At 70.8% G+C, this 24,430-nt stretch carries 22 protein-coding genes; 10 read left to right on the top strand and 12 right to left on the bottom strand.

From position 1 onward, the window contains the following. Positions 1-20 precede the first annotated feature (20 nt). A complete protein-coding gene (locus ACFY1L_RS09635) occupies positions 21-2,366 on the bottom strand; it encodes an ATP-binding protein (RefSeq protein ID WP_388820660.1) in 2,346 nt (781 codons plus the stop codon). A 364-nt stretch (positions 2,367-2,730) separates the two neighbouring features. On the opposite strand from ACFY1L_RS09635, the gene ACFY1L_RS09630 reads away from it, so the two are divergent. Next, a complete protein-coding gene (locus tag ACFY1L_RS09630) occupies positions 2,731-4,074 on the top strand; it encodes a M14 family metallopeptidase (protein WP_388820656.1) in 1,344 nt (447 codons plus the stop codon). A 6-nt stretch (positions 4,075-4,080) separates the two neighbouring features. On the opposite strand, the gene ACFY1L_RS09625 is transcribed toward ACFY1L_RS09630, so the two are convergent. The 5 genes from ACFY1L_RS09625 to ACFY1L_RS09605 form a co-directional block, all read right to left on the bottom strand. Next, complete coding sequence (locus tag ACFY1L_RS09625; RefSeq protein WP_388820653.1) at positions 4,081-4,680, bottom strand: hypothetical protein; 600 nt, start codon at positions 4,678-4,680, stop codon at positions 4,081-4,083. 94 nt (positions 4,681-4,774) lie between these two features. Then, positions 4,775-6,253 (bottom strand): GntP family permease, encoded by a 1,479-nt coding sequence (locus tag ACFY1L_RS09620; RefSeq protein ID WP_388820650.1) that lies wholly within the window; start codon positions 6,251-6,253, stop codon positions 4,775-4,777. A 124-nt stretch (positions 6,254-6,377) separates the two neighbouring features. After that, complete coding sequence (locus ACFY1L_RS09615) at positions 6,378-6,788, bottom strand: RidA family protein (protein WP_388820647.1); 411 nt, start codon at positions 6,786-6,788, stop codon at positions 6,378-6,380. Continuing rightward, a complete protein-coding gene (locus ACFY1L_RS09610; RefSeq protein ID WP_388820644.1) occupies positions 6,785-7,549 on the bottom strand; it encodes an IclR family transcriptional regulator in 765 nt (254 codons plus the stop codon). The genes ACFY1L_RS09615 and ACFY1L_RS09610 overlap by 4 nt, the downstream gene beginning before the upstream one ends. Next, on the bottom strand, positions 7,546-8,586 hold the full coding sequence (locus ACFY1L_RS09605; RefSeq protein ID WP_388820641.1) for a sugar kinase: 1,041 nt from the start codon (positions 8,584-8,586) through the stop codon (positions 7,546-7,548). The genes ACFY1L_RS09610 and ACFY1L_RS09605 overlap by 4 nt, the downstream gene beginning before the upstream one ends. 137 nt (positions 8,587-8,723) lie before the next feature. On the opposite strand from ACFY1L_RS09605, the gene ACFY1L_RS09600 reads away from it, so the two are divergent. Together ACFY1L_RS09600 and ACFY1L_RS09595 are read left to right on the top strand one after the other, a co-directional pair. Continuing rightward, positions 8,724-9,995 carry an amino acid deaminase gene (locus ACFY1L_RS09600; RefSeq protein ID WP_388820638.1) on the top strand — a complete coding sequence of 424 codons (1,272 nt, stop codon included), beginning with the start codon at positions 8,724-8,726 and terminating at the stop codon, positions 9,993-9,995. 10 nt (positions 9,996-10,005) lie between these two features. After that, positions 10,006-11,637, top strand: a complete 1,632-nt coding sequence (locus ACFY1L_RS09595) for an amidohydrolase family protein (protein ID WP_388820635.1) — start codon at positions 10,006-10,008, stop codon at positions 11,635-11,637. On the opposite strand, the gene ACFY1L_RS09590 is transcribed toward ACFY1L_RS09595, so the two are convergent. Continuing rightward, the gene (locus tag ACFY1L_RS09590; RefSeq protein ID WP_388820632.1) at positions 11,638-12,507 is read right to left on the bottom strand and encodes a serine protease; all 870 of its coding nucleotides are present in this window, start codon (positions 12,505-12,507) and stop codon (positions 11,638-11,640) included. Positions 12,508-13,120: 613 nt separating this feature from the next. Here ACFY1L_RS09590 and ACFY1L_RS09585 point away from each other — a divergent pair. The 7 genes from ACFY1L_RS09585 (at position 13,121) to ACFY1L_RS09555 (ending at position 20,208) form a co-directional block, all read left to right on the top strand. After that, positions 13,121-13,714: a hypothetical protein gene (locus ACFY1L_RS09585; protein WP_388820628.1), complete on the top strand. Its 594-nt coding sequence runs from the start codon at positions 13,121-13,123 to the stop codon at positions 13,712-13,714. A gap of 91 nt (positions 13,715-13,805) precedes the next feature. Beyond that, positions 13,806-15,017 carry a pyridoxal phosphate-dependent aminotransferase gene (locus ACFY1L_RS09580; RefSeq protein ID WP_388820625.1) on the top strand — a complete coding sequence of 404 codons (1,212 nt, stop codon included), beginning with the start codon at positions 13,806-13,808 and terminating at the stop codon, positions 15,015-15,017. Positions 15,018-15,089: 72 nt separating this feature from the next. Then, positions 15,090-15,506: a hypothetical protein gene (locus ACFY1L_RS09575; RefSeq protein WP_388820622.1), complete on the top strand. Its 417-nt coding sequence runs from the start codon at positions 15,090-15,092 to the stop codon at positions 15,504-15,506. A 287-nt stretch (positions 15,507-15,793) separates the two neighbouring features. After that, entirely contained in the window at positions 15,794-16,858 is a 1,065-nt protein-coding gene (locus ACFY1L_RS09570; RefSeq protein WP_388820618.1) for a hypothetical protein, read from the top strand. A 14-nt stretch (positions 16,859-16,872) separates the two neighbouring features. Beyond that, positions 16,873-18,084, top strand: coding sequence for a toxic anion resistance protein (locus tag ACFY1L_RS09565; protein ID WP_388820616.1), 1,212 nt, complete (start codon positions 16,873-16,875; stop codon positions 18,082-18,084). Then, positions 18,081-19,622 carry a substrate-binding domain-containing protein gene (locus tag ACFY1L_RS09560; protein ID WP_388820614.1) on the top strand — a complete coding sequence of 514 codons (1,542 nt, stop codon included), beginning with the start codon at positions 18,081-18,083 and terminating at the stop codon, positions 19,620-19,622. Before ACFY1L_RS09565 ends, ACFY1L_RS09560 begins: the two co-directional genes overlap by 4 nt. Then, positions 19,609-20,208, top strand: a complete 600-nt coding sequence (locus ACFY1L_RS09555; RefSeq protein ID WP_388820611.1) for a hypothetical protein — start codon at positions 19,609-19,611, stop codon at positions 20,206-20,208. Before ACFY1L_RS09560 ends, ACFY1L_RS09555 begins: the two co-directional genes overlap by 14 nt. Before the next feature lie 3 nt (positions 20,209-20,211). Here the strand turns inward: ACFY1L_RS09555 and ACFY1L_RS09550 are convergent, their stop codons facing one another. From ACFY1L_RS09550 to ACFY1L_RS09530, 5 genes are all read right to left on the bottom strand, one after another. Further along, on the bottom strand, positions 20,212-21,384 hold the full coding sequence (locus ACFY1L_RS09550; protein WP_388820608.1) for a hypothetical protein: 1,173 nt from the start codon (positions 21,382-21,384) through the stop codon (positions 20,212-20,214). Beyond that, complete coding sequence (locus ACFY1L_RS09545) at positions 21,381-22,178, bottom strand: PP2C family serine/threonine-protein phosphatase (protein ID WP_388820605.1); 798 nt, start codon at positions 22,176-22,178, stop codon at positions 21,381-21,383. Before ACFY1L_RS09545 ends, ACFY1L_RS09550 begins: the two co-directional genes overlap by 4 nt. A gap of 3 nt (positions 22,179-22,181) precedes the next feature. Continuing rightward, the gene (locus tag ACFY1L_RS09540; RefSeq protein ID WP_388820603.1) at positions 22,182-22,943 is read right to left on the bottom strand and encodes a hypothetical protein; all 762 of its coding nucleotides are present in this window, start codon (positions 22,941-22,943) and stop codon (positions 22,182-22,184) included. Between the two features lie 25 nt (positions 22,944-22,968). Beyond that, positions 22,969-23,904, bottom strand: a complete 936-nt coding sequence (locus tag ACFY1L_RS09535; protein WP_388820600.1) for a hypothetical protein — start codon at positions 23,902-23,904, stop codon at positions 22,969-22,971. A 114-nt stretch (positions 23,905-24,018) separates the two neighbouring features. After that, the gene (locus ACFY1L_RS09530) at positions 24,019-24,375 is read right to left on the bottom strand and encodes a hypothetical protein (protein ID WP_388820598.1); all 357 of its coding nucleotides are present in this window, start codon (positions 24,373-24,375) and stop codon (positions 24,019-24,021) included. Between the last annotated feature and the right edge of the window lie 55 nt (positions 24,376-24,430).

Here is a 24,430-nt window from a genome sequence, read left to right as displayed (position 1 = left end):
GAGGGGAGCCTGGACTCGGCTCAGCGCTGGGCGGTCACCCAGGCGGCGATCTGGCTGCGGTTGCTGAAGCCGAGCTTGCTGAGGATGCGTTCCACATGTCCTTCGGCGGTTCGGCGGGCGATGACGAGTCGGTCGGCGATCTGCTGGTTGGCGAGCCCCTGGGCGACGAGCTCGGCGACCTCGGTCTCGCGGCGGGTGAGCGTGGTGTCCTGGGGTGGGCGGGAGTGGCGGCGGCCGTTGATCCTGCGTGCGGGGGCGGGTTGTCGTGGCTGTTCGTCCTGCATGGCGTAGGCGACGATCTCGGCGAGTCCGAGGGCGCCCCCTGTCTCGTACGACCGCTCGAAGGCGGCCTGTCCCATGGCATCCAGCACCTGCTCCCCGCTGCCGCGGCGGATGTCGCCCAGGGTCGTCGAGCCCCAGCGGTCGCGGTCGATGTCGGCCCAGGTGCGGTCGGCGCCGCCGAGCAGGGTGGCCGCGCGTTCGTGGGCGCCGGCCTCGGTGGCGATGTGGGCGAGCAGGTCGAGGGTGAGGGCGATGCCGGTGACGTCGTGGACGGCGAGTTTGAGCCGCAGGGCCTCGCGGGCGTGCCGTTCGGCGTCCGGCCAGTCCTTCTTCACGGTGTGGGCGAGGGCGAGCATCCGCAGGACGTAGGAGCGCACCCATTCCTCGCCGTGCTCCTCGCACAGCCGGCGGGCCCGCTCGCAGACCTCGACGGCGCGGTCGGCCTCGCCCAGGAAGCTCAGGGCGCAGGCGAGTTCGACCTGGTCGAGGCCGTGCAGGCTGAGGTGCTGGCCGGGGACGCGGCCGCGGGCGACGGTGGCCTCGAAGTGGTCGAGGGCGGCGGGCAGTTCGTCGCTGAACAGGCGGATGACTCCGATGGTGTATTCGGCGTGGGCGGCCTCGGCCTCGTCGCCGAGGGTGCGGGCCAGCGCATGGGCGTCGCGGGCGCGGCGCAGGCCGCCGGTCATGTCCTGGGTGGCGGCCGCGAGGAGACCGGCCACCCACAGGCCGCGGGCCCGCTCGGCGGTCGGTTCGGGGTTGGCGGCGAGGGCCCGCTCCAGCCAGTAGCGGCCCTCGCGAGGGGCACCGCAGGCGTGCCAGTAGAACCACAGGGTGCCCGCGAGGCGCAGTGAAGCGAGGCGTTCTCCGGGGACGGTGAGGCCGAAGTCGAGGGCGGCGCGCAGGGTGTCCTGGTCGGCCCGCAGCCGGGCGACGATCGCGCGCTGCCCGGGCCCGAACCAGGCGCGCTCGCAGTCGGCGGCCCGGCGCAGCATCCAGTCGCGCCGGCGGCTGCGCGTCGCGCTCTCCTCGCCCTCCGCGAGCCGCAGCCGGTCGAGGCCGTAGTGCCGCAGGGTGTCCAGCAGCCGGTAGCGCACGCCGTCCGGTCCCGTCTCCCGCCCCAGCACGGACTTGTCGACGAGCCCGGCGACCGCCTCCAGCACCTCCTGCGGCCGCACCCGCTCACCGTCCGCGCACACCGCCTCGGCCGCCTCCAGGTCGAAACTGCCGGCCAGCACGGACGCGCGCGCCCACACCAACTGCTCCTGCTCGGTGCAGAGTTCATGACTCCAGTCGACGGCGGCGCGCAGCGTCTGGTGGCGGGGCAGGGCGGCACTGCTGCCGGCCGTGAGGAGGCGGTAGCGGTCGTCGAGGCGCTCCAGGAGCTGCTCGACACCGAGGACACGCATGCGTACGGCGGCCAGCTCGATGGCGAGCGGCAGACCGTCCAGACGGCGGCACAGCCGGGCCACGGCGGCGCGGTTGCCGGCGGTGAGCTTGAAGCCGGGGACCACGGCGGCGGCGCGGTCGGCGAACAGGGCGAGGGCCGGGTAGCCGTCGGCAGCCGTCAGGTCGCCGTCCGGGTCGGGGACGGGCAACGGCCGTACCTCCATGAGGTGTTCCTCGGTCAGGGCCAGGCGGTGGCGGCTGGTGGCGAGGATGCGGATGCCGGTGGTGCCGTGCAGCAGGGCGGCGGCCAGGTCGGCGCAGGCCTGCAGCAGGTGCTCGCAGTTGTCGACGACGAGGAGCAGGCGCCGGTCCCGCACATGGTCGACCAGGGCGTCCAGCGGTGGCTGAGCGGAGTGGTCGTGCAGGCCGAGCGCGTCGGCGACGGCGACGGGGACGAGCGCCGGGTCGTGCAGTCCGGCCAGGTGCACGAAGCGCACACCGTCCGGGAAGGCGCGCTCGACGCGGGCCGCGATGCGCACCGCGAGCCGCGTCTTGCCGACGCCGCCCGGCCCGGTCAGCGTCACCAGGCGCGCCCTGGCGAGCAGTTCGCGGCCTTCGGTCTGTTCGCAGCGCCGGTCGACGAAGCTGGTCGTCTCGACCGGCGGCCGACGGTCCCGTCGCAGCGCCGATCCACCCATGATCAGCCAGTCCTCTGGGGTGCGGTCCCTCTGGGGAGCGGTCGAGGAACCGAGGGTCCGGGGTTCCGTACGCGAAACCTCACTCTGCTGTGGATTCGGCATATATGCACGCGCCGCTCACACCCGCGGGTGCACTTTGCCGGAGGCCCGTGCAGGGGGCACCGGCACGCGTACACTGCGCGGCCGATTTTCGTATCGTCCGAGCCGCACCCTCTTGGGGCTCCCTTGACCCGTCCATGACATTCACGGACGATGGCGGCCACCCGCATCGCACACCCGCACTGCACGTCGCTGAACGAACCACCCCCCGCTCCACTCCCCACTTCCGGCGACCCCGGAATTCCTGGAGAAACAAGGAGACTTCATGCGACTTCGGATACGAGGCTCGGGCGCCCGCAGCGGCAGACGCACCGCCGCGCTCGCCGCACTGCTCGCCCTCGCTCTCGCGGCACCCGTCTCGGCGACCGCCAACAGCGCCCGGAAGGCGGCACCCTCCGCCGACGACATCCGCCAGTACGAGATCCACGTCGACCACAACACGCCGGTGACCCGCACCGCCATCGCGGCGGCCGGCGTGAGCGTGGACGAGGCCGACGAGGAGACGGTGGTCGTCTCCGGACGCGCGGAGCAGATCAAGAAGCTGCGCCAACAGGGCTACGACGTCTCGCTGTCGGGCTCGGCCCCGGACCGCTCCTCGGGCGCGGACGACCTGCGGCTCTACGACTTCCCCTCGGCCGACTCGAAGTACCACAACTACGCCGAGATGAACACGGAGATCGACCAGCGGCTCGCGGCCTACCCGAACATCATGAGCAAGCGGGTGATCGGCAAGTCCTACCAGGGCCGGGACATCGTGGCCATCAAGGTCAGCGACAACGTGGCGACGGACGAGAGCGAGCCCGAGGTCCTGTTCACGTTCCACCAGCACGCGCGTGAGCATCTGACGGTGGAGATGGCGCTGTATCTGCTGCGGGAGCTGGGCGCCGGGTACGGCAGCGACTCGCGCATCACCAGCATGGTGAACAACCGCGAGATCTGGATCGTCCCCGACCTCAACCCGGACGGCGGCGAGTACGACATCGCGACGGGTTCGTACCGGTCCTGGCGGAAGAACCGGCAGCCGAATTCCGGGTCGTCGTACGTGGGCACGGACCTGAACCGCAACTGGAACTACAAGTGGGGCTGCTGCGGCGGCTCTTCGGGCTCCAGGTCGTCCGAGACGTACCGGGGTGCTGCCGCCGAGTCCGCGCCCGAGGTGAAGGTGGTCGCCGACTTCGTACGCGGCCGTGTGGTCGGCGGGAAGCAGCAGATCACCGCCGGGATCGACTTCCACACGTACAGCGAGCTGGTGTTGTGGCCGTTCGGGTACACGTACGCCGACACGGCGACCGGGATGACGGCGGACGACGCCGCCGCGTTCAAGACCGTCGGGCAGAAGATGGCGGCGAGCAACGGGTACACCGCCGAGCAGTCCAGTGACCTGTACATCACGGACGGGTCGATCGACGACTATCTCTGGGGTGCGCAGAAGATCTTCTCGTACACCTTCGAGATGTATCCGACGTCCAGCTCCGGGGGTGGGTTCTACCCGCCCGACGAGGTGATCGAGCGGGAGACTTCCCGGAACCGCGATGCGGTGCTGCAGTTGCTGGAGAACGCGGACTGCATGTACAGGTCCATCGGAAAGGAAGCCCAGTACTGCAGCTGACCCTGACTACTCGTCGCCCTCGTCGGCGTCCTCGGCCGCCCGGTCGTCGGCGTCGTCGTCGAAGTAGGCGTCAAGTACCGCGTCCAGCTGCTCTTCCCACTCGCTGAAGCGCGCCCTGGCCGTCGCCTCGATCTCGATCGGGTACCAGCGGCGGTCAGGGGTGTGGACCGTGATGGTGAACCGCTTGCCGAAGCGTGCGGATTCGGTCTCCACGGCGCCGATCTCGTCCCAGCGGAACTCGCACTCCTGGTCGTCGAGAGCGAGCCGTACGCCCTTGTGATCGGCGACGATCTTCGCGCGCCGGTCGGAGGCCTCGAAGACGGGGCCTTCGGGGGCCTCTTCCTCGTCGTCGCCGTCCGCGGAAGCATCCTGCTCCCCGGCCTCGGCGTCGGCCTCGGCCTCCGCCGCCCCGGAAACGACCTCTTCGGACCGGACGTCCTGCGACTCGGCATCCTCCGACTCGACGTCCCCGTCCTCGGCCGTGACCTCCTCCGGCTCCTCGGACGCGGGTGAGGTGAGCCCGGGAATGAATGCCGGATCGAATCCGGCGCCTTTCACGGGCTCGCCCTTCAGGGGCTGGCTGCTCGAACCTATGCGCTGCTCCACAGCGGGCAGTATGGTCGACGATCCTGTGCCGCACACAGCCAGCCCCTACTTCGTTATCAGACGCCTACATGCGGCCCATGGGACACGGGCGCACCTACACGAACAGGCTCAGCACCGCCGCCACCACGAACCCCACCACCGACAGCACCGTCTCCAGCACCGTCCACGTCTTCAGGGTGTCCCGTTCGGTGATGCCGAAGTACTTCGCGACCATCCAGAAGCCGCCGTCGTTGACGTGGGACGCGAAGATCGAGCCCGCCGAGATGGACATGATGACCAGGGCGACGAAGGCCTGGGAGTGGTGGCCCTCGGAGAGCAACGGCGCGACGATGCCCGCCGTTGTGACGATGGCGACCGTCGCCGAGCCCTGGGCGACCCGTAGGACCACCGAGATCAGGTACGACAGGACGATCACCGGGAGGCCGACGTCGTTGAAGGTGTCCGACAACGCCTGCGCGACACCGCTCGCCTTCAGGATCGCGCCGAAGACACCGCCCGCACCGACGACGAGCAGGATGTTGCCGACCGGCTTCAGCGACGCCGTGGACACCGTCTCCAGGGACTTGCGGGACCAGCCCCGCCGTATGCCCAGCAGGTAGTACGCCAGGAGCAGCGCGATGGTCAGGGCCACGAAGGGGTGGCCGAAGAACTCGATCACCGAGCGCCCCGTGGACGGGTCCAGGGCGATGGAGGAGAAGGTCGCCGCCAGGATCAGGATCAGCGGCGTGCCGATGATGCCCAGCACCATGCCGAGCGGTACCGGGTGCTCGCGCGGCTCCACGCCCTGCTCGCGCTGCTCGTTGATGACAGCCAGCTTGGCCTCGGCCGCCGCCTCCACCATGTCCTGCGGTACGGCGACGAAGATCCGGCGGCCGACCCACGCCGAGAACGCCCAGGCCGCCAGCACCGCCGGGATGCCGCAGATGACGCCCATGAGGATGACCCAGCCGAGGTCCACGTGCAGGAGGCCGGCCGCGGCCACCGGACCGGGGTGCGGCGGCAGGAACGCGTGGGTCATCGACAGGCCCGCCAGCAGCGGCAGGCAGTACAGCAGGATCGACTTGCCGGAGCGCTTGGCGGCGGCGTAGACGATGGGCGCGAGCACGAAGATGCCGACGTCGAAGAAGACCGGGATGCCGAAGATCAGGCCCGTGAGGCCCATGGCCAGCGGTGCTCGCTTCTCGCCGAACAGATTCAGCAGACGCGAGGCCAACACCTCGGCGCCGCCGCTGACTTCGAGGATCGCGCCGAGCATGGTGCCGAGGCCGATGATGATCGCGACATGGCCGAGGATGCCGCCCATGCCGGTCTCGATGGTGGACACCGCGTCCGAACGCTGGACCGTGCCGAAGAGTTCGGTGACCGAGAGGCCGGCGAGCAGGCCGACGGCTATGGAGACGGCCAGCAGCGCCACAAAGGGCTGGAGTCTGACCTTGATGATCAGGAAGAGGAGAAGCGCGATGCCGATGGCGGCCACGGTCAGCAGGCCCGCGGTGCCGTCGATCAGGAGGAGCAGGCCTCCGGTGTGGGGTGGTGTCTCGACGGGGGCGGTTGCTGCGAGCGGATAGGACAATTGGGGGTCCTCTGGGTAAGTACATACAGCTTTCGGGCAGGGGGGATCGCGGCACGGCACCCCTGGAGGTGCCATGCCGTGCAGGACGTGCGGGAGTTGACGGGCCGTCAGGCTTCTCGGCAGGTCAGCCGAGTACGGCCAGCGCGTCGATCTCGATGAGCAGCCCCGCGGGAAGGCCGACGTAGACCGTCGTGCGCGCGGCGGGCGGCGCGGTGAGCGCCTGCTCCTCGAAGTAGGTGTTGTAGATGGCGTTCATCTCGGCGAAGTGGTCCACGTCCGTCAGGTAGACGCGGATCATCATCACGTCGTCCCAGCCCGCGCCGCCCTCCTCCAGGATCGCCTTGACGTTGGCGAGGGTCTGGAGGGTCTGCTCGCGCAGGGTCGGGCCGGCCGGCGTCGGCGGCCTGCCCTCCTCGGCGGGCAGGAAGCCGACCTGGCCGGCGACCTGAAGGATGTTGCCCTTCCTCACGCCGTGGGAGAACTTCGCGGGCGGGGTGGTGTGGGTCTTGGGGGTGAGCGCGATCTTCTCGGTCATGAGGTGACTTCCTTGACGGGGGTCTTGCCGGAGTACTCGCCGCTGATCGCGTCCGCGGTACGGCGCACCAGCGGGAGGAGGGTGAGGAGTTCGTCGGCGGTGACGACGACATTGGGCGCGGAGACCGACATCGCGGCGACGACCCGGCCGTCGGCGCCGCGGATCGGCGCGGCGACGCAGTTGATGGACTCCTCATGGCCGCCGAGGTCGGTGGCCCAGCCCTGTTCGCGCACCTTGTCCAACTCCCGCAGGAAAGCAGGGGCATTGGGGGTGGAACGGGACGTGTACATGGGGTAGTCGAGCTTGTCGGCCAGCGCCCGCCGCTCGCTGCCCGGCAGGTCGGCGAGGAGCAGCTTGGCCACCGCCGCGACGGTGATGGCGACGGGCTTGCCGATCCGCGAGTACATCCGGACCGGGTAGCGGCTCTCCACCTTGTCGATGTAGAGCACCTCGTCCTCCTCGTACACCGCGAGGTGGACGGTGTGCCCGCACTGCTCGTTGAGGCGTACGAGATGGGGGTGGGCGATCTCGCGGATGTCGAGGTTCTCCATGGCCTCCTGGGCGAGCGCGATGAGGCGGGCGCCGAGGCGGTAGCGCTGGTCGGACTGGCGGTAGACCAGGCCGTGCTCGTGCAGGGTGCGCAGGAGGCGCAGGGCCGTGGACTTGTGCACGCCCAGGCGGTCGGCGACCCGGCCGAGGTCGGCGGGGCCCTCGGCGAGCAGCGGCAGGATGCTCAGCGCGCGGTCGACGGTCTGGCTCATGGCGTACGTACCTCCTCCGGGGCCTGCTCGGCCTGTGTCCAGCCGGGGCCGAGTCGAAGTGTCCCCCACGCCGCGTCGTCCAGGGCGACCAGGCGGTCGGCGCGCTCGCGCGTGGGAGGCACGGCGAGGTCACCGGGGACGGTCAGAGCGGCGGCGGCCATCAGGTGACCGTGCCGGAGGCGGTCGCGGACGGGGAGACCACGGAGGGTGGCGGAGAGGAACCCGGCGGCGAAGGCGTCACCGGCCCCGACGGCGGCGACGACGTCGACGTGCGGCGCGGGGACGAAGGTGACGTCCCCCTTGTCGAACGCGGTGGCCCCGCGCCCGCCCTGCTTCACGACGAGCATCCCGGGGTCGGGAAAGGCGGTGCCGATGGCGTCGACACCGTGCAGGCCCCAGACCTCCTCCGCCTCGTCCTCCCCCACGAACACGAGGTCGGCGCCGCGCGCCAGTTCCAGCAGCACCTGCGGGCCGCTGCCGTCCTGCCACAGCCCGGGCCGGTGGTTGACGTCGAAGGAGACGAGCGGCCGGCCGGGTCGGGGCGCCGTCAGCTCCCGGAGCAGCGCCAGGCACTGCACGGACAGCGCCGCCGTGATCCCGGTCAGGTGCAGAACGCGCCCGGCGCGCACCGCGTCGAGGTCCACGGTGTCGGCCGCCATCGCGGAGGCCGCCGAACCGGCCCGGTAGTACGCCACCTCGTGCGCGTCGGTGGCCCGGTCCCCGGCGGTGCGGAAGTAGATGCCGGTCGGGCGCGCCGGGTCGCGTCGCACGGACGTGACGTCGACGCCGTAGGAGCCGACGGTCTCGACGAGGTGGTCGCCGAACCCGTCGGCCCCCACCCTGCTCACCCACCGCACGGAATGACCGGCCGCCGCCAAGGCACACGCCACGTTGGACTCCGCGCCGCCGATGGCGCGGTCGAAGGAGGGGACGTCGGCGAGGCGGCCGGGGCGGGAGGGCAGGAACGTGACCATGGACTCGCCGAGCGCGACGACGTCCACGACGTCGGGGGCATTGCAGGGACCGGTCGCGGTCACGATCGTCGTAGCTCCTAGGTCTGTGCGGGGTCGCGGCGGCTTCGTTGACCTCGCGTTGGCCGAGATGTTAGACAGCAGTAAGCGACATACGCAATGGACGTTGCACTAACTGCAACGCTCCTGATCAGGGAGGTTCCATGAGCACCGAGGCGCTCGCCCGACTCGCCGAGGAACGCGTCGACCACCGCTTCAAGGGCCTCCCGCCGGACGCCGACGGCCTGACCGTCGGTGAACTGGCCGCCCAGCGCCGCAACCTCTTCACCGGCGGCTTCGCGACCCCGGTGCTCGCGCTGTCCGCCGAGCGGCTGGAGCACAACCTCGCGCTCATGGAGACGTATGCGACCCGCCACGGCCTGGCCTTCGCCCCGCACGGCAAGACCTCCATGGCGCCCCAGCTGTTCCAGCGGCAGATCGAGCGCGGCGCCTGGGGCATCACCCTCGCCGTGCCCCACCAGGTGCGCGTGGCACGGGAGTTCGGCACCCGGCGGGTCTTCCTCGCCAACGAGCTCGTCGACCCGGCGGCGCTGAAGTGGATCTCCACGGAACTCGACACCGATCCGGACTTCCGTCTCGTCTGCTACGTCGACTCCGTGCGCGGTGTGGAGCTGATGGACGCGGCGCTGCAGGGGGCCACGCGTCCGCTGGACGTCGTCGTGGAGCTCGCCGCCGGTGAGGGCGCGCGCACCGGGGTCCGTACGGAGGCGGAGTGCGCGGCGGTCGCGGACGCGGTGGCCGCCACGCGGACGCTGCGTCTGGTGGGCGTCGCGGGCTACGAGGGCGAGGTGCCGCAGGCCGACCCGGAGCGGGTGCACGCCTGGCTGCGACGGCTGGTCGCCCTGGCCGTGGACTTCGACAAGGCGGGGCGGTTCGCCGCAGCGGGCCTGGACGAGATCGTCGTCAGCGCGGGCGGCAGCGCCTGGTTCGACGCGGTGGCCGACGTGTTCGCCGAGATCCCCGAACTCTCGCTCCCCGTGCTGAAGTTGCTGCGCTCGGGGGCCTACGTCTCGCACGACGACGGCCACTACCGCAAGATCACCCCCTTCAACCGGGTCCCCGAGGAGGGCGCCCTGGAGCCGGCGTTCCGGCTCTGGGCACAGGTGGTGTCACGGCCGTCGGCCGAGCAGGCCTTCGTCAACGCGGGCAAGCGGGACGCGGCCTACGACCTGGACCTCCCCTTCGCCCAGGTGGTCCGCCGGGACGGCGCCGAGCGCCCGGCCACCGGCGTCTCGGTGACGGGTCTGTCCGACCAGCACGCGTGGCTGCGCACGGGTCCCGAGGCGGACCTGGAGGTCGGGGACTGGCTGGGCATGGGCCTGTCCCACCCGTGCACGTCCTTCGACAAGTGGCAGCTGATCCCGGTGGCCGAGGCGGACGGCACGGTCGTCGAGTACATCCGCACGTTCTTCTAGGAGGTCTGTCGTGGAGGAGCTCGTCGTCCGGGACGCGGACGTCGTCGACGGCAGCGGTGAGCCGTCGTACCGCGCCGATGTCGTGATCGACGGCGGTCGGATCGTCTCGATCGTCAAGGAAGCCGCGGCAGCCGGCTGTCAACGGCCCAGGGCAACGAGGGAGTTGGACGCCGAAGGGCTCGTCCTGTCCCCCGGCTTCATCGACATGCACGCCCACAGCGACCTCGCCCTCCTGCGCGACCCGGACCACAGCGCGAAGGCCGCGCAGGGGGTCACCCTCGAAGTCCTGGGCCAGGACGGGCTGTCGTACGCCCCGATCGACGACCGCACACTGGAAGAGGTCCGCCGGGCCATCACCGGCTGGAACGGCTACGGCGACGACATCGACTTCGACTGGCGCTCGGTCGGCGAGTACCTCGACCGGCTGGACCGCGGAATCGCCGTCAACGCGGCGTACCTGATCCCCCAGGGGACGGTCCGCATGCTGGCCGTCGGCTGGGAGGACCGCGAGGCCACGCCCCAAGAGCTGGACCGTATGCGGCAGTTGGTCGCGGAGGGCATGGAGCAGGGCGCGGTCGGCATGTCGTCCGGGCTGACCTACACGCCCGGCATGTACGCCAAGGACGCCGAACTCACCGAGCTGTGCCGGGTGGTGGCGCAGTACGACGGCTACTACTGCCCGCACCACCGCTCGTACGGCGCCGGGGCGCTGGAGGCGTACGAGGAGATGGTCGCCCTGACCCGGGAGGCGGACTGCTCCCTCCACCTGGCGCACGCCACCATGAACTTCGGCGTGAACAAGGGCCGGGCGCCGGAGCTACTGAAACTGCTGGACGAGGCGCTCGCGTCCGGGGCGGACATCAGCCTGGACACGTACCCCTACACCCCCGGCTGCACAACCCTCGCGGCGATGCTGCCGAGTTGGGCGAGCGAGGGCGGCCCGGAGGCGATCCTCGGGCGGCTGGCCGACGACGGGACGGCCGAGCGCATCCGGCACCACATGGAGGTCGTCGGCGCGGACGGCTGCCACGGCGTGCCCATCGAGTGGGACACGATCGAGGTCTCGGGCGTCAGCGACGACTCTCTGGCGGACTTCGTGGGCCGTACGATCCGGCAGTCGGCGGACGCGCGCGGCGAGGCCCCGTGGGCGACCGCCCGTCACCTGCTGCTCGCCGACCGTCTGGGCTCGACGATCCTCCAGCACGTCGGCCACGAGGAGAACGTACAGGCGATCATGCGCCACCCGGTCCACACGGGCGGCTCGGACGGCATCCTCCGGGGCACGAAGCCGCACCCGCGCGCGTACGGCACCTTCCCGCAGTATCTCGGGCGGTACGTACGGGAGTTGGGGGTGCTGTCGCTGGAGGAGTGCGTGGCCCATCTGACCTCGCGCCCGGCCGCCCGGCTGCGACTGCCGGACCGGGGCCTGGTCCGCGAGGGCTACCGCGCCGACCTGGTGCTGTTCGACCCGGAGACGGTTGCGGCGGGATCGACGTACGAGAATCCGCGCACGCTCCCGACGGGCATTCCGTACGTCTTCGTCGACGGCCGTTTCGTCATCGAGGACGGCCGGCGTACGGACGTACTCGCGGGCCGGGCGGTCCGTCGCAGTCCCGTGCGACGGAACACCACCGACCGATGACTACGGCTTGGGCAGCACGCAGCCGCTGGCGCTCAGGTCGAGCTTGTTGCCGACGCCGAAGCAGGCGGGGATCTGGTAGGTCTCCTCGGCGTAGTTGATGCCCTCGCGGACGGTCACGTTGCCGCTCGCGTCGACCTCGCAGGGGTTGTTCTCGGTGCAGCGCTCGCCGTCCTCGTTGCCGGTGTTGTTGACGGCGACGACCTTGCCGGTGGCGTTGTCCACGACGGGCGAGCCCGAGGTGCCGCCGATGGTCTGGCAGGCGGAGGTGTAACGGACCGAGTCCTTCCAGGTCCAGTCGCCCTCCTTGAGGCGGTAGACGAAGCCGTCGATGTTGCAGGCGTACGTCTTCTTCCAGTAGCCGGAGACCACGGTGATCGCGGTGCCGGCGGTGGGGTGCGTGTCGTTGAGCGTCAGCGGGCTGATGCCGTACGTGCTCTTGATCTTCGCGTAGGTGGTGGTGAGCTGGTAGATCGTCACATCGGTGTCGGTCATCGTGGAGTAGACGACCTTGTTGGCACGCAGCGTCCCGACCCTGGTGGCCGAGGCGTTGAGCAGACCGAAGGTACGGCTGGAGGCCTGGTCGGTGATGACCTCGCCGGGCTCCGGGAAGCCGGTCTCCAGGCAGTGACCGTTGGTCATGACGAGCGCCGGGTCGGTGTCCGCGGAGTTCGGGAAGCGGATGACCGAGCCGGAACAGTTGCTGAGCGAGACGGTGCCGGCGAAGTTGACGGCCTTGAGCGTGGGCGTCGCCGTCTTCGTCGCCGTCTTGGCGGCCGCACCGTCCGCGATCACGGGTGCCGCGACCGCGGGTGCCATGCCCGCCCCGGATATCACCAGGGCTCCGAGCACGGCAAGGAGAGGCTTCTTCATGTGGGGGTCCCCTCTTGCGACTTGGGCGACCGGAGGATTTCCGGCCGCCCATAAATTTGACATGTGCATTGTGAGGGGAGCGGGGCCGCCGGGCAAGGACTTGTTTCCGGACGGGAGTCCGGATCGCCGGGCGGCCGCCGTGGGACACGGCGGGTGTCTCACGGAGTCAGACGGTTATTTGGGGCCCTTGGTGCCGCCCTGACCGTGACCGGGATTTCCGTTGGAGTTGCCCCGGCCCGGAACGCCCGTCGTGGCCGTGGCGGCGGGCGCGCCCGTGGCACCCGTCATTCCGGCCGGAAGTTGGGCCCACCGGGCACCCGCCGCGGACCACGGCGGACGTTCACGGAGTCAGACGGCTATTTCGGCCCCTTGGTGCCACCCTGACCGTGACCGGGATTTCCGTTGGAGTTGCCCCGGCCCGGAGCGCCCGTGGTGGCCGTGGCGGCGGGCGCGCCCGTGGCACCCGTCATTCCGGCCCGAAGTTGAGCCCACCGGGCACCCGCCGCGGACCACGCCGGGCGTTCACACGGAATCAGACGGCTATTTCGGCCCCTTGGTGCCACCCTGACCGTGACCGGGATTTCCGTTGGAGTTACCCCGGCCCGGAACGCCCGTGGCGGCCGTGGCGGTGGGCGCGCTCGTGGTGCTCGTCGGGGTGGAGGGCTGCGGGGTCTCGTCGCCGTCCGCGGGCGCGGAGCTGCTCGCCGGGGTGCTCGGGCCCGGGGAAGCCGTGCCGGAGCGCTGCGACGACGGGTCGGCGGCGACCCCGGCGGAGGCCGGCGCCGTCGACGCCGTCGGGCTCGTCCGCTTCTCCTTGCCCTGGATGCCGTCCGACGGCGATCCGGAGGACGACCCGGAGAAGGACAGCGCGACCGCCGCGGCCACCGCCGACACCGCACCCACCGCGCCTGCGGCGACCACCACGCGCCGTGACCGCCACACGCTCGGCTTCCGCCGGGCCCTGCGGTGCGGACGGACCGCGCTCACCCCACCGGCCCCGTCCGCCACCGGCGGCAGCTGCTGCGTCTCGTCGTACGCGCTCAGCCACCCGTGCGCGGAAGCAGGATCGGTGTACTCCTCGTACGCGGGGGACGACACACCCAGCGGGTGGTACACGTTCGGCGGATCCACGGGACCGCCGCCCTCCGGTTCGAAATCGCTCGGCGTGGACATGGGGGCGAATTCTAGGGACCTGTGGGACCCCTGAGACAGCTACCGGCGATAACAGCCCATACCACCCGTCTCAAGTGGCGGATAACACGGCCCAGGAGGCGTTACCGGGCCGTAAGCTCCCAGACATGCAGGTGATCCAGTCGACCAAGCTCGCCAACGTCTGTTACGAGATCCGGGGCCCGGTGCTCGAGGAGGCGATGCGGCTCGAGGCGGCCGGGCACCGCATTCTCAAGCTGAACACCGGCAACCCGGCGGCGTTCGGCTTCGAGTGCCCGCCCGAGATCCTGGAGGACATCCTCCGCAACGTGTCCTCGGCCCATGGATACGGCGACGCGAAGGGCCTGCTGGCCGCGCGCCGGGCGGTCGTGATGCACAACCAGACCCTCGGCATCGAGACGGACGTCGAGCACGTCTTCGTCGGCAACGGCGTCTCCGAGCTGATCGTGATGGCCATGCAGGCCCTCCTCGACGACGGCGACGAGGTCCTCGTACCGTCGCCCGACTACCCCCTGTGGACCGCCGCCGTCTCGCTCTCCGGCGGCACGGCCGTCCACTACCGCTGCGACGAGCAGTCCGACTGGATGCCCGACCTCGCGGACGTCGAGCGCAAGGTCACCGACCGCACCAAGGCGATCGTCATCATCAACCCCAACAACCCGACGGGGGCCGTCTACGACGAGGCGATGATCAAGGGGCTCACCGACATCGCCCGCCGCCACAACCTGCTGGTCTGCTCCGACGAGATCTACGACAAGATCCTCTACGACGGCGCCACGCACACCCCGACCGCCGCGATCGCCCCCGACCTGCTGACCCTCACCTTCAACGGCATGTCCAAGGCGTACCGGGTGGCCGGCTACCGGGTCGGCTGGATGGCGATCTCCGGGCCGCGCGCGCACGCGGACTCCTACATCGAGGGTCTGACGATCCTGGCGAACATGCGCCTGTGCGCGAACATGCCGGGGCAGCACGGCGTGGTCGCCGCGCTGAGCGGGCGGCAGACGATCAACGATCTGGTGCTGCCGGGCGGGCGGCTGAAGGAGCAGCGGGACGTCGCGTACGAGCTGCTCACCCAGATCCCGGGCGTGACCTGCGTGAAGCCGAAGGGTGCGCTGTATCTCTTCCCGCGGCTCGACCCCAAGGTGTTCAAGATCAAGGACGACCGGCGGATGGTCCTGGACCTGCTGCGCCGCGAGAAGATCATGGTCGTGCAGGGCACCGGGTTCAACTGGCCGGAGCCGGACCACTTCCGGGTCGTGACCCTGCCGACGGTCGGGGACCTGCGGGACGCGGTCACCCGGATCGGGAACTTCCTGGACGGCTACGGCCAGCCGTAGATCTTTTCAGCTCACTCAACTTTAGACGAAATCTAAGCTAGGATGGTTTCCTGACAGCACAGGAGGCCATCCATGTACGAACCGATCCGCACCAAGTCGGTCCACAGCACGATGGCCGGCACGCCTTCCGACTTTCCCCACCGGTCCCGTGAGGAAGAGCTGGACATCCAGCTCGCGGGTCATCTCGCGGCGCTGCTCGCCGTGACCGACGAGCTGCGGGGGCTGGCGCCTTCCGCCGACCTCGACGAGGGGGCCGAGCGGCTTGCCACGCAGGTGGCCCGGTTGCGGGGCGGGATGACGCCGGTCCGCATGGCCGCGGCACCGTCCGACGACGAACCGATGGCCCTGCACCAGCGGGCCCACGCCCTCGCCGGCCGCGCGCTCGTCGTGGCGGCGTCCAGGGCGGACACGGCGGTGGCGATCCTCGCCGCCGAGCAGATGGACGTACACGCGGCGGCCCTGGAGCCCCGCGAACTCGCGTCCCACTGAGCCTCCGGGCTCCCTTGACGGCCCCGGTCCGCGTGCACCCGCAGCGACGCGCGGACCGGGTGCCATGGCACTGCGTTGGCTTGAGCCGCGGCGCCTTCTCGCCGTAAGGGTTCGTGTGGTCTGGCGGCTGCGGGGTTCGTCGTGGCTTGTCGCGCCCACGCGGCGGAGCCGCAAATCGATACAGCCCCGCGCCCCTTGAAGGGCGTTGCAGGGCCGGGGCGGGTACGTCACCGTCCGTTCATCGCTTCTGCCGGGGAATGTTGGGTTCCGCGAGCACTCTCCACGACGTGAGACGAATCGCAGGAATCGTCCTCGCGGCCTTGCTGATCGGTGGCGTGGTGGCTGCCGTCGTGGCGGGCCGGGAAGCGGACGACAAGGGCACGGCAACGAAGACCGTGCGGATGGTGATCGGGTCGGAGAAGGCCGAGTACTTCGCCGATCCGGCTGTGGTGAAGGCCCTCGCCACCAAGGGCTACACCGTGAAGGCCGAGACCTCCGGGTCCTGGGCCATGGAGGGGCTCGACCTCAAGGGGTACGACCTCGCGTTCCCCTCCAGCCAGGCCCCGGCCGTCGAACTGGCCGACCGTTACAAGGTGCACGGCACCCTCCCGCGCCCCTTCTACTCGCCGCTCGTCGTCGTGGCCCACCGCAGCGCCGCCCAGGTGCTCGCGGAGAACGGCCTCGCGACCCTCGACGGTGAGCACCGCGGCACCCTGAAGATGGCCGCCTATCTCGCCGCCGCTCGGCAGGACCGCACCTGGCAGCAGCTCAAGGGGGCGGGAAAGTACGGGGAGTTGAGCGGGACCCTGTTCATCTCCAGCACCGATCCGGAGTCCTCCAACTCCGGTGCCCTCTATCTCGCCGCCGCCTCGTACGTGGCGAACGGCGGCCGCGTGGTAGCGGGCAAGGCCGACCTCGAGCGCACCGGGCCGCTGCTGAAGAAGCTCGTCAGCGTCCAGGGTGCCCAGCAGTCGAGTTCGGACGCGGTCTTCCGGGACTTCGTCAGCGGCGCCGGCAATCCGCTGGTCTGGGTCTACGAGTCCCAGGTCGCCGCGACGCTCACGGGCGGGCAGAAGCCCGACGACCTGGTCGTGCTGTACCCGGACACCACGGTCGACAGCGACCACACCGTCGTACCGCTCACCGACAACGGCAAGGCCCTGGCCGGGCTCCTCACCAGTGACCCGGAGTTGCGCAGGCTCGCCGCGCGGCACGGTTTCCGGCCGCAGGGCGACGCGTCCGAGTTCGCCTCGGACACCACCTACCTCAAGCAGGAACTGACCGGCGTCCGGCAGGCGCCCGTGCCCACCTCCGCGGTGCTGCACGAGATGGCGCGCCGGGCGCGCGGATGAACGGGGGGTCTCTTGTGACCAGCTTCAACACCAGTCAGAACAGCAGCAGTCAGCACACCCTCAGCGGGGACGACGTCTTCACCCTCACCCCGCCGGAGGCCGTCGCGCCCGTCCCGCGGGAGAAGGCCGGCGGGCTCGTGCCCGTCGACGACAGCGTCCGTACGGACATGGCGGAGAAGGCAGCCGCGTACGTGGACGGGCTCGCGGCCCTCGATGCCCGCTCGCCCGAGTTCGCCGGCAAGGTCGGCGAGATCACCGCGCTCGGCGCCGGTGAGATGCGCACCGCGGCCGCGCAGTCCAACCGGATGCTGGAGCGGACGGTCAGGTCCCTGCCGAGCAAGGGCGGCGACGCGCAGTCGCAGGTCGCCGGGTCGCTGGTCGAACTCCGGCGGGTCGTCGAGGACCTGGATCCGCGGGATCTGCCCGCCGGCATGGGACGGAAGTTCCTGTCCCGGCTGCCGGGCGGCAACAAGCTGCGCGACCACGTCGCCAAGTACGCCTCCGCACAGGGAACGTTGAACAAGATCGTGGGCTCGCTGCGGGGCGGGCAGGACGAACTCCGGCGCGACAACGCCGCGTTGCAGACCGAGCGGGTCCGCCTGTGGGAGACCATGGGCAAGCTCCAGGAGTACGTCGTCCTCACCGAGGCCCTGGACGCGGCCGTCGAGCAGCACATCACCGGCGTCGCGGATCCCGGATCGGCCGACTCGCTCCGGGCCGACGTGCTCTTCCCCGTCCGGCAGAAGCACCAGGACCTGCTCACCCAGCTCGCGGTGTGCGCCCAGGGCTACCTCGCCATGGACGTCGTACGACGCAACAACGACGAGCTGATCAAGGGCGTCGACCGCGCGGCCACCACGACCGTCTCCGCCCTGCGCATCTCCGTGATGCTGGCCTCCGCGCTCGACAACCAGAAGAAGGTCGTCGACCAGGTGAATGCCCTGCGGGGCACGACCGAGGACCTGATCCGGGGCAACGCCGAGATGCTCGCCACGCAGAGCGGGGAGATCCAGCGGATCGCCGCCGATCCGGCCGTGGGCGCCGAAACTCTGCGCTCCGCCTTCCAGCAGATCTACCGCACGCTCGACGCGATCGACACGTACAAGGTCCAGGCGACCGAGGCGATGGCGACGACCGTCGAGTCCCTGACGGCCGAACTGCAGCACGCGAGCGCGTACCTGGACCGCAGCCGGTCGCGGGGCGCGCTGGAAGGGGGCCTCGCGTGAGACGGACCCTCCTGACTGTCGCCGTCTCGGCGACCGCTCTCCTCACCGCCTGCACGGCGGCGCAGCAGAAGCAGCCGGCGGACCCCGCCGCCCCCACCCCCGGCACCCTGCGCATCCTCGCCTCCAGCGAGCTCGCCGACATGGCGCCCGTCCTCGAGGAGGTCCGGCGGGACACCGGCCTCACGGTGCGGCCCACCTACATGGGCACCCTGGACGCCGTGAACCTCCTCGCGGCGGGGAAGGCCGACGGACGGTTCGACGCCGTGTGGCTGTCGTCGGACGACTATCTGCGGCTGCGGCCGGAGGTGGCGAGGAAGGTCGTTTCCGAGACGCCGATCATGTCGAGCCCGGTCGCCATCGGGGTCAGGACGGCCACCGTGAAGGCGCTCGGCTGGAAGCCCGCCGACGTCACCTGGTCCCAGGTCGAGCAGGCCGTGCAGAACGGCAGGCTGACGTACGGCATGACCGACCCCGCACGCTCCAACTCCGGCTTCTCGACGCTGGTTTCGGTCGCCTCCGCCCTCTCCGGCGCCCAGTCGGCGCTCACCGACGCGGACGTCGCGAAGGCCAGGCCTCGGCTGAAGGAGTTCTTCAAGGGGCAGCAGCTGACCTCGGGGTCGTCCGGCTGGCTGGCGACGGCGTACCAGAGGCGCGGGAACGTCGACGCGCTCCTCAACTACGAGTCCGTCCTCAAGGGCATCCCGGGCCTGACCGTGATCCGCCCCAAGGACGGCGTGGTCACCGCCGACTACCCGCTCTCCTCCCTCGCCGCCACGGACACCACGGCCCGCGAGGACGTCCGCCGCCTGGCCGAGGCCCTGCGCACGCCGAAGATCCAGCGGGAGATCACCCGGCGCACCCACCGCCGCCCGGTGATCCCCTCCGTGCCGCCCGCGGCCGGTCTCGACACGACGCGGCGTCGCGAACTCCCCTTCCCCGGCAGCCGTTCCGTCGCCGACGGACTGCTCGACTCGTACGAGAACGAGCTGCGCCGCCCGTCCCGGACCGTCTACGTCCTCGACACCTCGGGCTCGATGCGGGGCGACCGCCTCGACCGGCTGAAGAAGGCCCTCGGCGACCTCACCGCCGACTTCCGCGAACGCGAGGAGGTGACGCTGATGCCGTTCGGGTCGGGCGTGAAGAGCGTACGGACGCATGTGGTGGACCCGGCGGATCCGGACACCGGACTGGACGGCATCCGCAAGGACACCGGAGCGCTCAGCGCCGACGGCGACACCGCCATCTACACCTCGCTGGAGAAGGCGTACGAGCGTCTCGGCACCGATCCCGACACGTTCACGTCGATCGTGCTGATGACGGACGGCGAGAACACGACGGGCGCGAAGGCCGCGGAGTTCGACGCCTTCTACCGCGGGCTCGGCACCGGGCAGCGGGAGATCCCCGTCTTCCCGATCCTCTTCGGCGACTCCGACCGGGGGGAGCTGGCGCACATCGCCGACCTGACCGGCGGCCGCCTCTTCGACGCCCAGAAGGGCTCGCTGGACGGCGCCTTCGAGGAGATCCGTGGCTATCAGTGAGTACCTCGAGTCCCGCAAGAACATCGCGGGCAGCGCGTGCGGGCTCGCCGGGCTCGTGCTCACCTTCACCGGTGTCGCGGGACCGTACTGGCCCGTCGTGGTGGCGGGACTGTACGGCGCGGGCGCGCTGATCGCTCCGCCGGAGCGGCCGCCGCTGCCCGACTTCCCGGACCCGTCCGCCCAACTCGACGAGCTGCGCGGCGACTTCGGGCGGCTGGAGGCGTATCTGGCGGACGTGGAGGTGCCGCCGGTGGCCGCGGGCCGGCTCACCCAGCTTCACGAGCTGCTGTCGGGGCTGCTGGACCCGGGCTGGGCCGCCGAGCTCCTCGCCCAGGATCCGGAGGCGCTGCACGTCCTCGCGCGGGCCGTGCGGCAGGACGTGCCCGAGACCGTCGACACATTCGTACGCACGCGCTGGTGGACGCGGCTGGCACCCGGGCAGGAGCCGCCGGAGCGCCATCTTGAGCGGCAACTCTCCCTCGTGCACGAGGAGTTGAAGCGGGTGGCCACGCTCCTTCGGGAGACGGAGGAACGGCGGCAGGAGTCGCACACGCGGTATCTGGAGGACCGGGGGCGCGCGAACTGAGCCTCAGTTGATGCGGTGGAGGTTCGTCACGACCACGATGATCACCAGCAGCGCGATCAGCAGAAGCACCACCTTCAGCGGCCCGAACCGGCGGGCGGCGGGCGGCGGTTGCGGTGGCAGGGTCGGCATCGGCACCGATACCGGCCGGGGCATGTTGAACACGTCGTGCCCCGTGCGGGCGGCCCGTGCGCACCAAGGGCAGGACGGCAGGTGGGAGCCGTACGCGTGCAGTGGCCGCGCCTGGCACATCCGTATCTGTGCGCGCTCCTTGTCCAGGGCGCGCAGCCAGGCCTCCGCCGGGGGGCGTGCGGCGGGGGCGTGCACGCCGGGGCCGAAGGCGGCGCGGGCCAGGTTGAGCAGGTCGGGCGGCAGTACGGACGGGTCGACGGTGCCGCGCGGGACGACGACCAGTTCCGGGCGGACCACGTAGGAGACGCTGGCGGCGATGTTGTCCTTGACCGTCGACTCGGAGGTGCTGTCGTGCGGGACGCCGCCGAAGGGGTGGTTGCCGGCCGTCAGCAGCTGGTAGACGAGCACCGCGAGGGCGAAGTCGTCACTGGCCCGGGTGGCGGGGCCGCCGGACTGCCGCTCGGGGGCGGAGTAGTCGGTGGTGTGCATCAGGCACGGGAAGGGCTCGCCGGTCACCGGATCGGTGAAGGCGATGGAGTCGCAGTCGAGGAAGGTGACGAAGCCGTTGGCGTCGACGACGACGTTGCTGCTGGAGAAGTCGCCGACGACGAGGCTGTCGTAGTGCAGGCGCGCGGTCATGAAGGCGAGGTTCCAGGAGACCCCGAGCAGGAAGCGCCAGTCCGCCTCGGCGAAGAGCCTGAGGCGCTGGGCGCGGGTGAACAGGCCGACCAGCTGGACGTGTTCGGGCTCACCGAAGCGGTGCATGGCGTAGCCGAGGAACTCGCCCTCGGGGCTGCGGGCGAGCGCGGTGGGCCAGGCCAGTTCGGGCGGCTGGGAGCGGTCGGTCGGGCGGGCGGCGAGGGGGGACATGGTGAGCATCCGGGCCAGGCGGCGCTCCTGGTCGGGGCCGGGCGGGTCGCGGTAGAGCTTGACGACCGTCGCGTGGTCGCCCTCGACCGGAAAGACGGCCGCCTGGCCGCCGCCCTTCAGCGGGAGCTCCGCGAGCACCACCGGTTTCCCGTCCAGGTGCACGACCCGGCCGCTCATGGCCGCACCTGCCGTACGGCCCGCAGCAGTGTCTTGTCGTCGGCGTTCAGCGCGGTCAGCCGGTCCGACCTGAGCAGTGCGGCCAGGTTCTCGTGTGCGGTGTCGGACACCGGTCCGGAGGCGTCGAGGGAGCGGAAGACGGCGTCGGCGAAGGAGGCGTTCGGTGTCGGCGCGCCGCCTGCGGACCGGGAGAGCGCGGCCTGTGCGAGTCCGTCGGTGGACAGCAGCACCCCGTCGATCCCCGCGTCGGACACGCAGTCGGTGTGCACCCAGCGGGCCGCGTCCGGCGAGGTGAGGAAGACCGTCTCGTTGCTGTACTCACTGGCGGCCGCCGCCTGCGGCAGCAGATGGAACTGCCGTTCACCGTCCTCGGCTCCGGCACGCAGTACGACGAAGCCGTCGCCGACGGTGAGGTGGCCGAGCCAGCCGGGGGCCAGGACGACGACGGTGAGCGTGGTCGCGAAGTCGCCGGCCGCCGGTCCCGTGGTGTCCAGGAACACCTTGGTGACGTCGTGGAAGGCGTCCGTGAGCAGGTCGTGCACGGCAGCGCCGGGCGGGCTGTCGACGGCCGCCGCGGCCCGCCGTACGAAGTGCTCGGCGGCCAGCTCCACCGCCAGCCGGGAGCCCTCGTCGGCGCGCGGACGGCTGCCGGCGCCGTCCGCGACGGCGAGGACGGCGACGGGCCCCGACTCGGTGTGGGCGCACGCGTCCTGGCAGGGCAGACCGTCCCGGCGGTGCCGGTAGCCCTCGACGCTCATGCCGTGGATCCGCCAGCCGGCCCGGCCCGCGCCCATCGCCTAGCTCTCCCACGCCGGGCGCTGGGTCTTGAACTGGCTGAAGATCTTCTCGAAGACCTCGTCCCCGGCGCCCTTCTGCTCTGCGTTCGCGCTGGCGGACATCATCTGCAGCAGTTCACGGAACGGGAATCCCTGGATCCTGGCGTTGAAGGTCGGGGCGAAGGCCCTGAGGACCTGCTCGCCGGTGTCGGTGATGCCGCCGACGCCGATCGCGTACAGCCTGAAGCGCCGGGCGCGCTGCTCCTCCTCGAGCACGGGGATCAACCGATGCCAGGAGTCGGTGAGATGGCCCGTGGCGTCGGTCGGGATGCCGTCGGTGACCAGGCAGATCTGCGGCCGGTAGTACTGCAGCCCGGAGGCCCGCAGCTCGGCCTTGCGGGCGGCGACGATGTGCATCGACAGCTCCAGGGCCTCCGTCATCAGGGTCACCCCGGAGGCGGCGAGCTGCGGCGGCCGGAACATGTGGGCGGGCACGAAGGGGCTCAGCCGGGTTCCGGGGGCGAGGAGCTGGGGTCCGCGCCAGGCGGCGACACCGCGGCCGCCGAAGGTGACCAGGGCGACCTCGACGCTGTAGCTGAGGGCGACGTCGTCGTGCAGTTCGCGGGTCCAGTCCACGAGGGCGTTGTTGAGCGTCTGGATCGGCTGTCCCGCCATGGAGCTGGAGGTGTCGAGGCACAGCACCAGCGGCAGGCGCTGGGCGTTGTTCTCGAACTCGATGTCGGCGTACTCCGCCGGCAGGGTGGGCGGGTATTCGCTGGACATGGGCGTCTCCTGGTGGACCGGTGCGTCAACGGGCGTGCGCGTGCCGTCCGGCGGCGGGCGGGAAGGCGTAGAGGACGTCGGAGTCGGGTTCCGCGGGGTCGGTGACGTCGACGCGTGAGCCGGGAGCGGGCGCGGGCCGGCCGGGCTGCGCCCACACCGCCCGGTACAGGACGCGGTCGAGCTCGACGTATCCCTGGGGATGCAGGTCGGTGCGTACGAGGGCGGACCTGGCGGGGCCGTTTCCCGGCACGGGTGTTCGACGGCCGTACGCGGAGGCCGAGGTGGTCCTGAGGCGGGTTGTGGGCTCGTCGGACACCGGCAGGGAGCCGATGCCGGGGGCGGCGAGAGGGCGGGAGCGGCGGACGGCGTACACGAGGGCGGCGAGGAGAAGGGCGAGCAGGGCGCTCATGCCGATGAGGAGCCAGGTCTTGTAGTCGGTGCCCTTGTCGGCGGGGGCCACGACGTATGTGTATTTCCCGGTCACCTGCTCGGTGGTGATCAGTCGGTTGCCGGTGACCTGGGCCGTCCTGCCCGGGCCGACCACATCGCACAGATCCCTGCTGTCGCGGTGGCAGGCGCCCACGCCCTCGAGTTCCTTGACGGTCTTCGGCGACAACCGGTCGATCCTGGCGTCCGGGTCGACGAGTCGGCGCCCGGCGAGCACGAGCAGCACCGTTCCGCCCTCGCCGGTCGAGACGCCGGCCGGCACCTGGACCTCCAGGTTCGCCTGGTGCCGCACGGTGCCGCGCAGGATGGTCTCGCGGTCCCCGGGAGTTCCGCCGAGCGGCAGCGCATGGTCGACCGTGACCGTGACGGTGCCGCCGCTGAGCCCGCCGGACCAGCACTTGAGACGGGCCGGGAAATCCCCGCCGCAGGCGCCTTCGACACCGGTCGCCGGTATCGACGGCAAGACGGCGATGAGAATCCCGGCCAGCACGGTGAAACAGAGCGAACGCCTCATGGGCACCCCCGTGGCCGTAAAGCCACACCCCCGTGGCCCGAAATGGCCCTCGCCCATAGTGGCGGCAACAGCCCGGTGTCCGAAAGGGGTTGAAGCCCCTCACACGTTTCACTTCTACAGCTGGAATACCTGATGGCAACGGGTGAACATCTGCCGCGCCCGTTCCACCCAGTCACTGGCCAGGGCATCGAAGTCCGCCTGGGTGACCCGGCAGGTCAGCGGCAGGTCGCACACCCCGGCGAGACAGGGACGCGGCCCCCGGACGTCCCACACCGAGAGCATGGGATTCAGCTGTTCCGTGTTCCACGCGTTCGACGCCGCCGCGGCGACGGCCAGCTGGTCGTGGCGCAGGAAATGACCGTCCGTGACGAAGGCGACGAGCAGCCGCTTGGTGGTCATGAATCGGACCGTGAGCACACGGCCGGTTTCCTCGAGATCGAATTGCAGGGACACGGAATCCGTCTCCGCCACGGCACGGTAATTCCGGTCGGTCCCCCATTTCCGCACCAACTGTCGCCAGTGCGTA

Origin of the sequence: Streptomyces sp. NPDC001663 (genome assembly GCF_042893105.1) — a bacterium.
Classification (GTDB): domain Bacteria; phylum Actinomycetota; class Actinomycetes; order Streptomycetales; family Streptomycetaceae; genus Streptomyces.
Note: the sequence above shows the minus strand (reverse complement) of the source record. Positions and strands in the feature narration are given on the sequence as shown.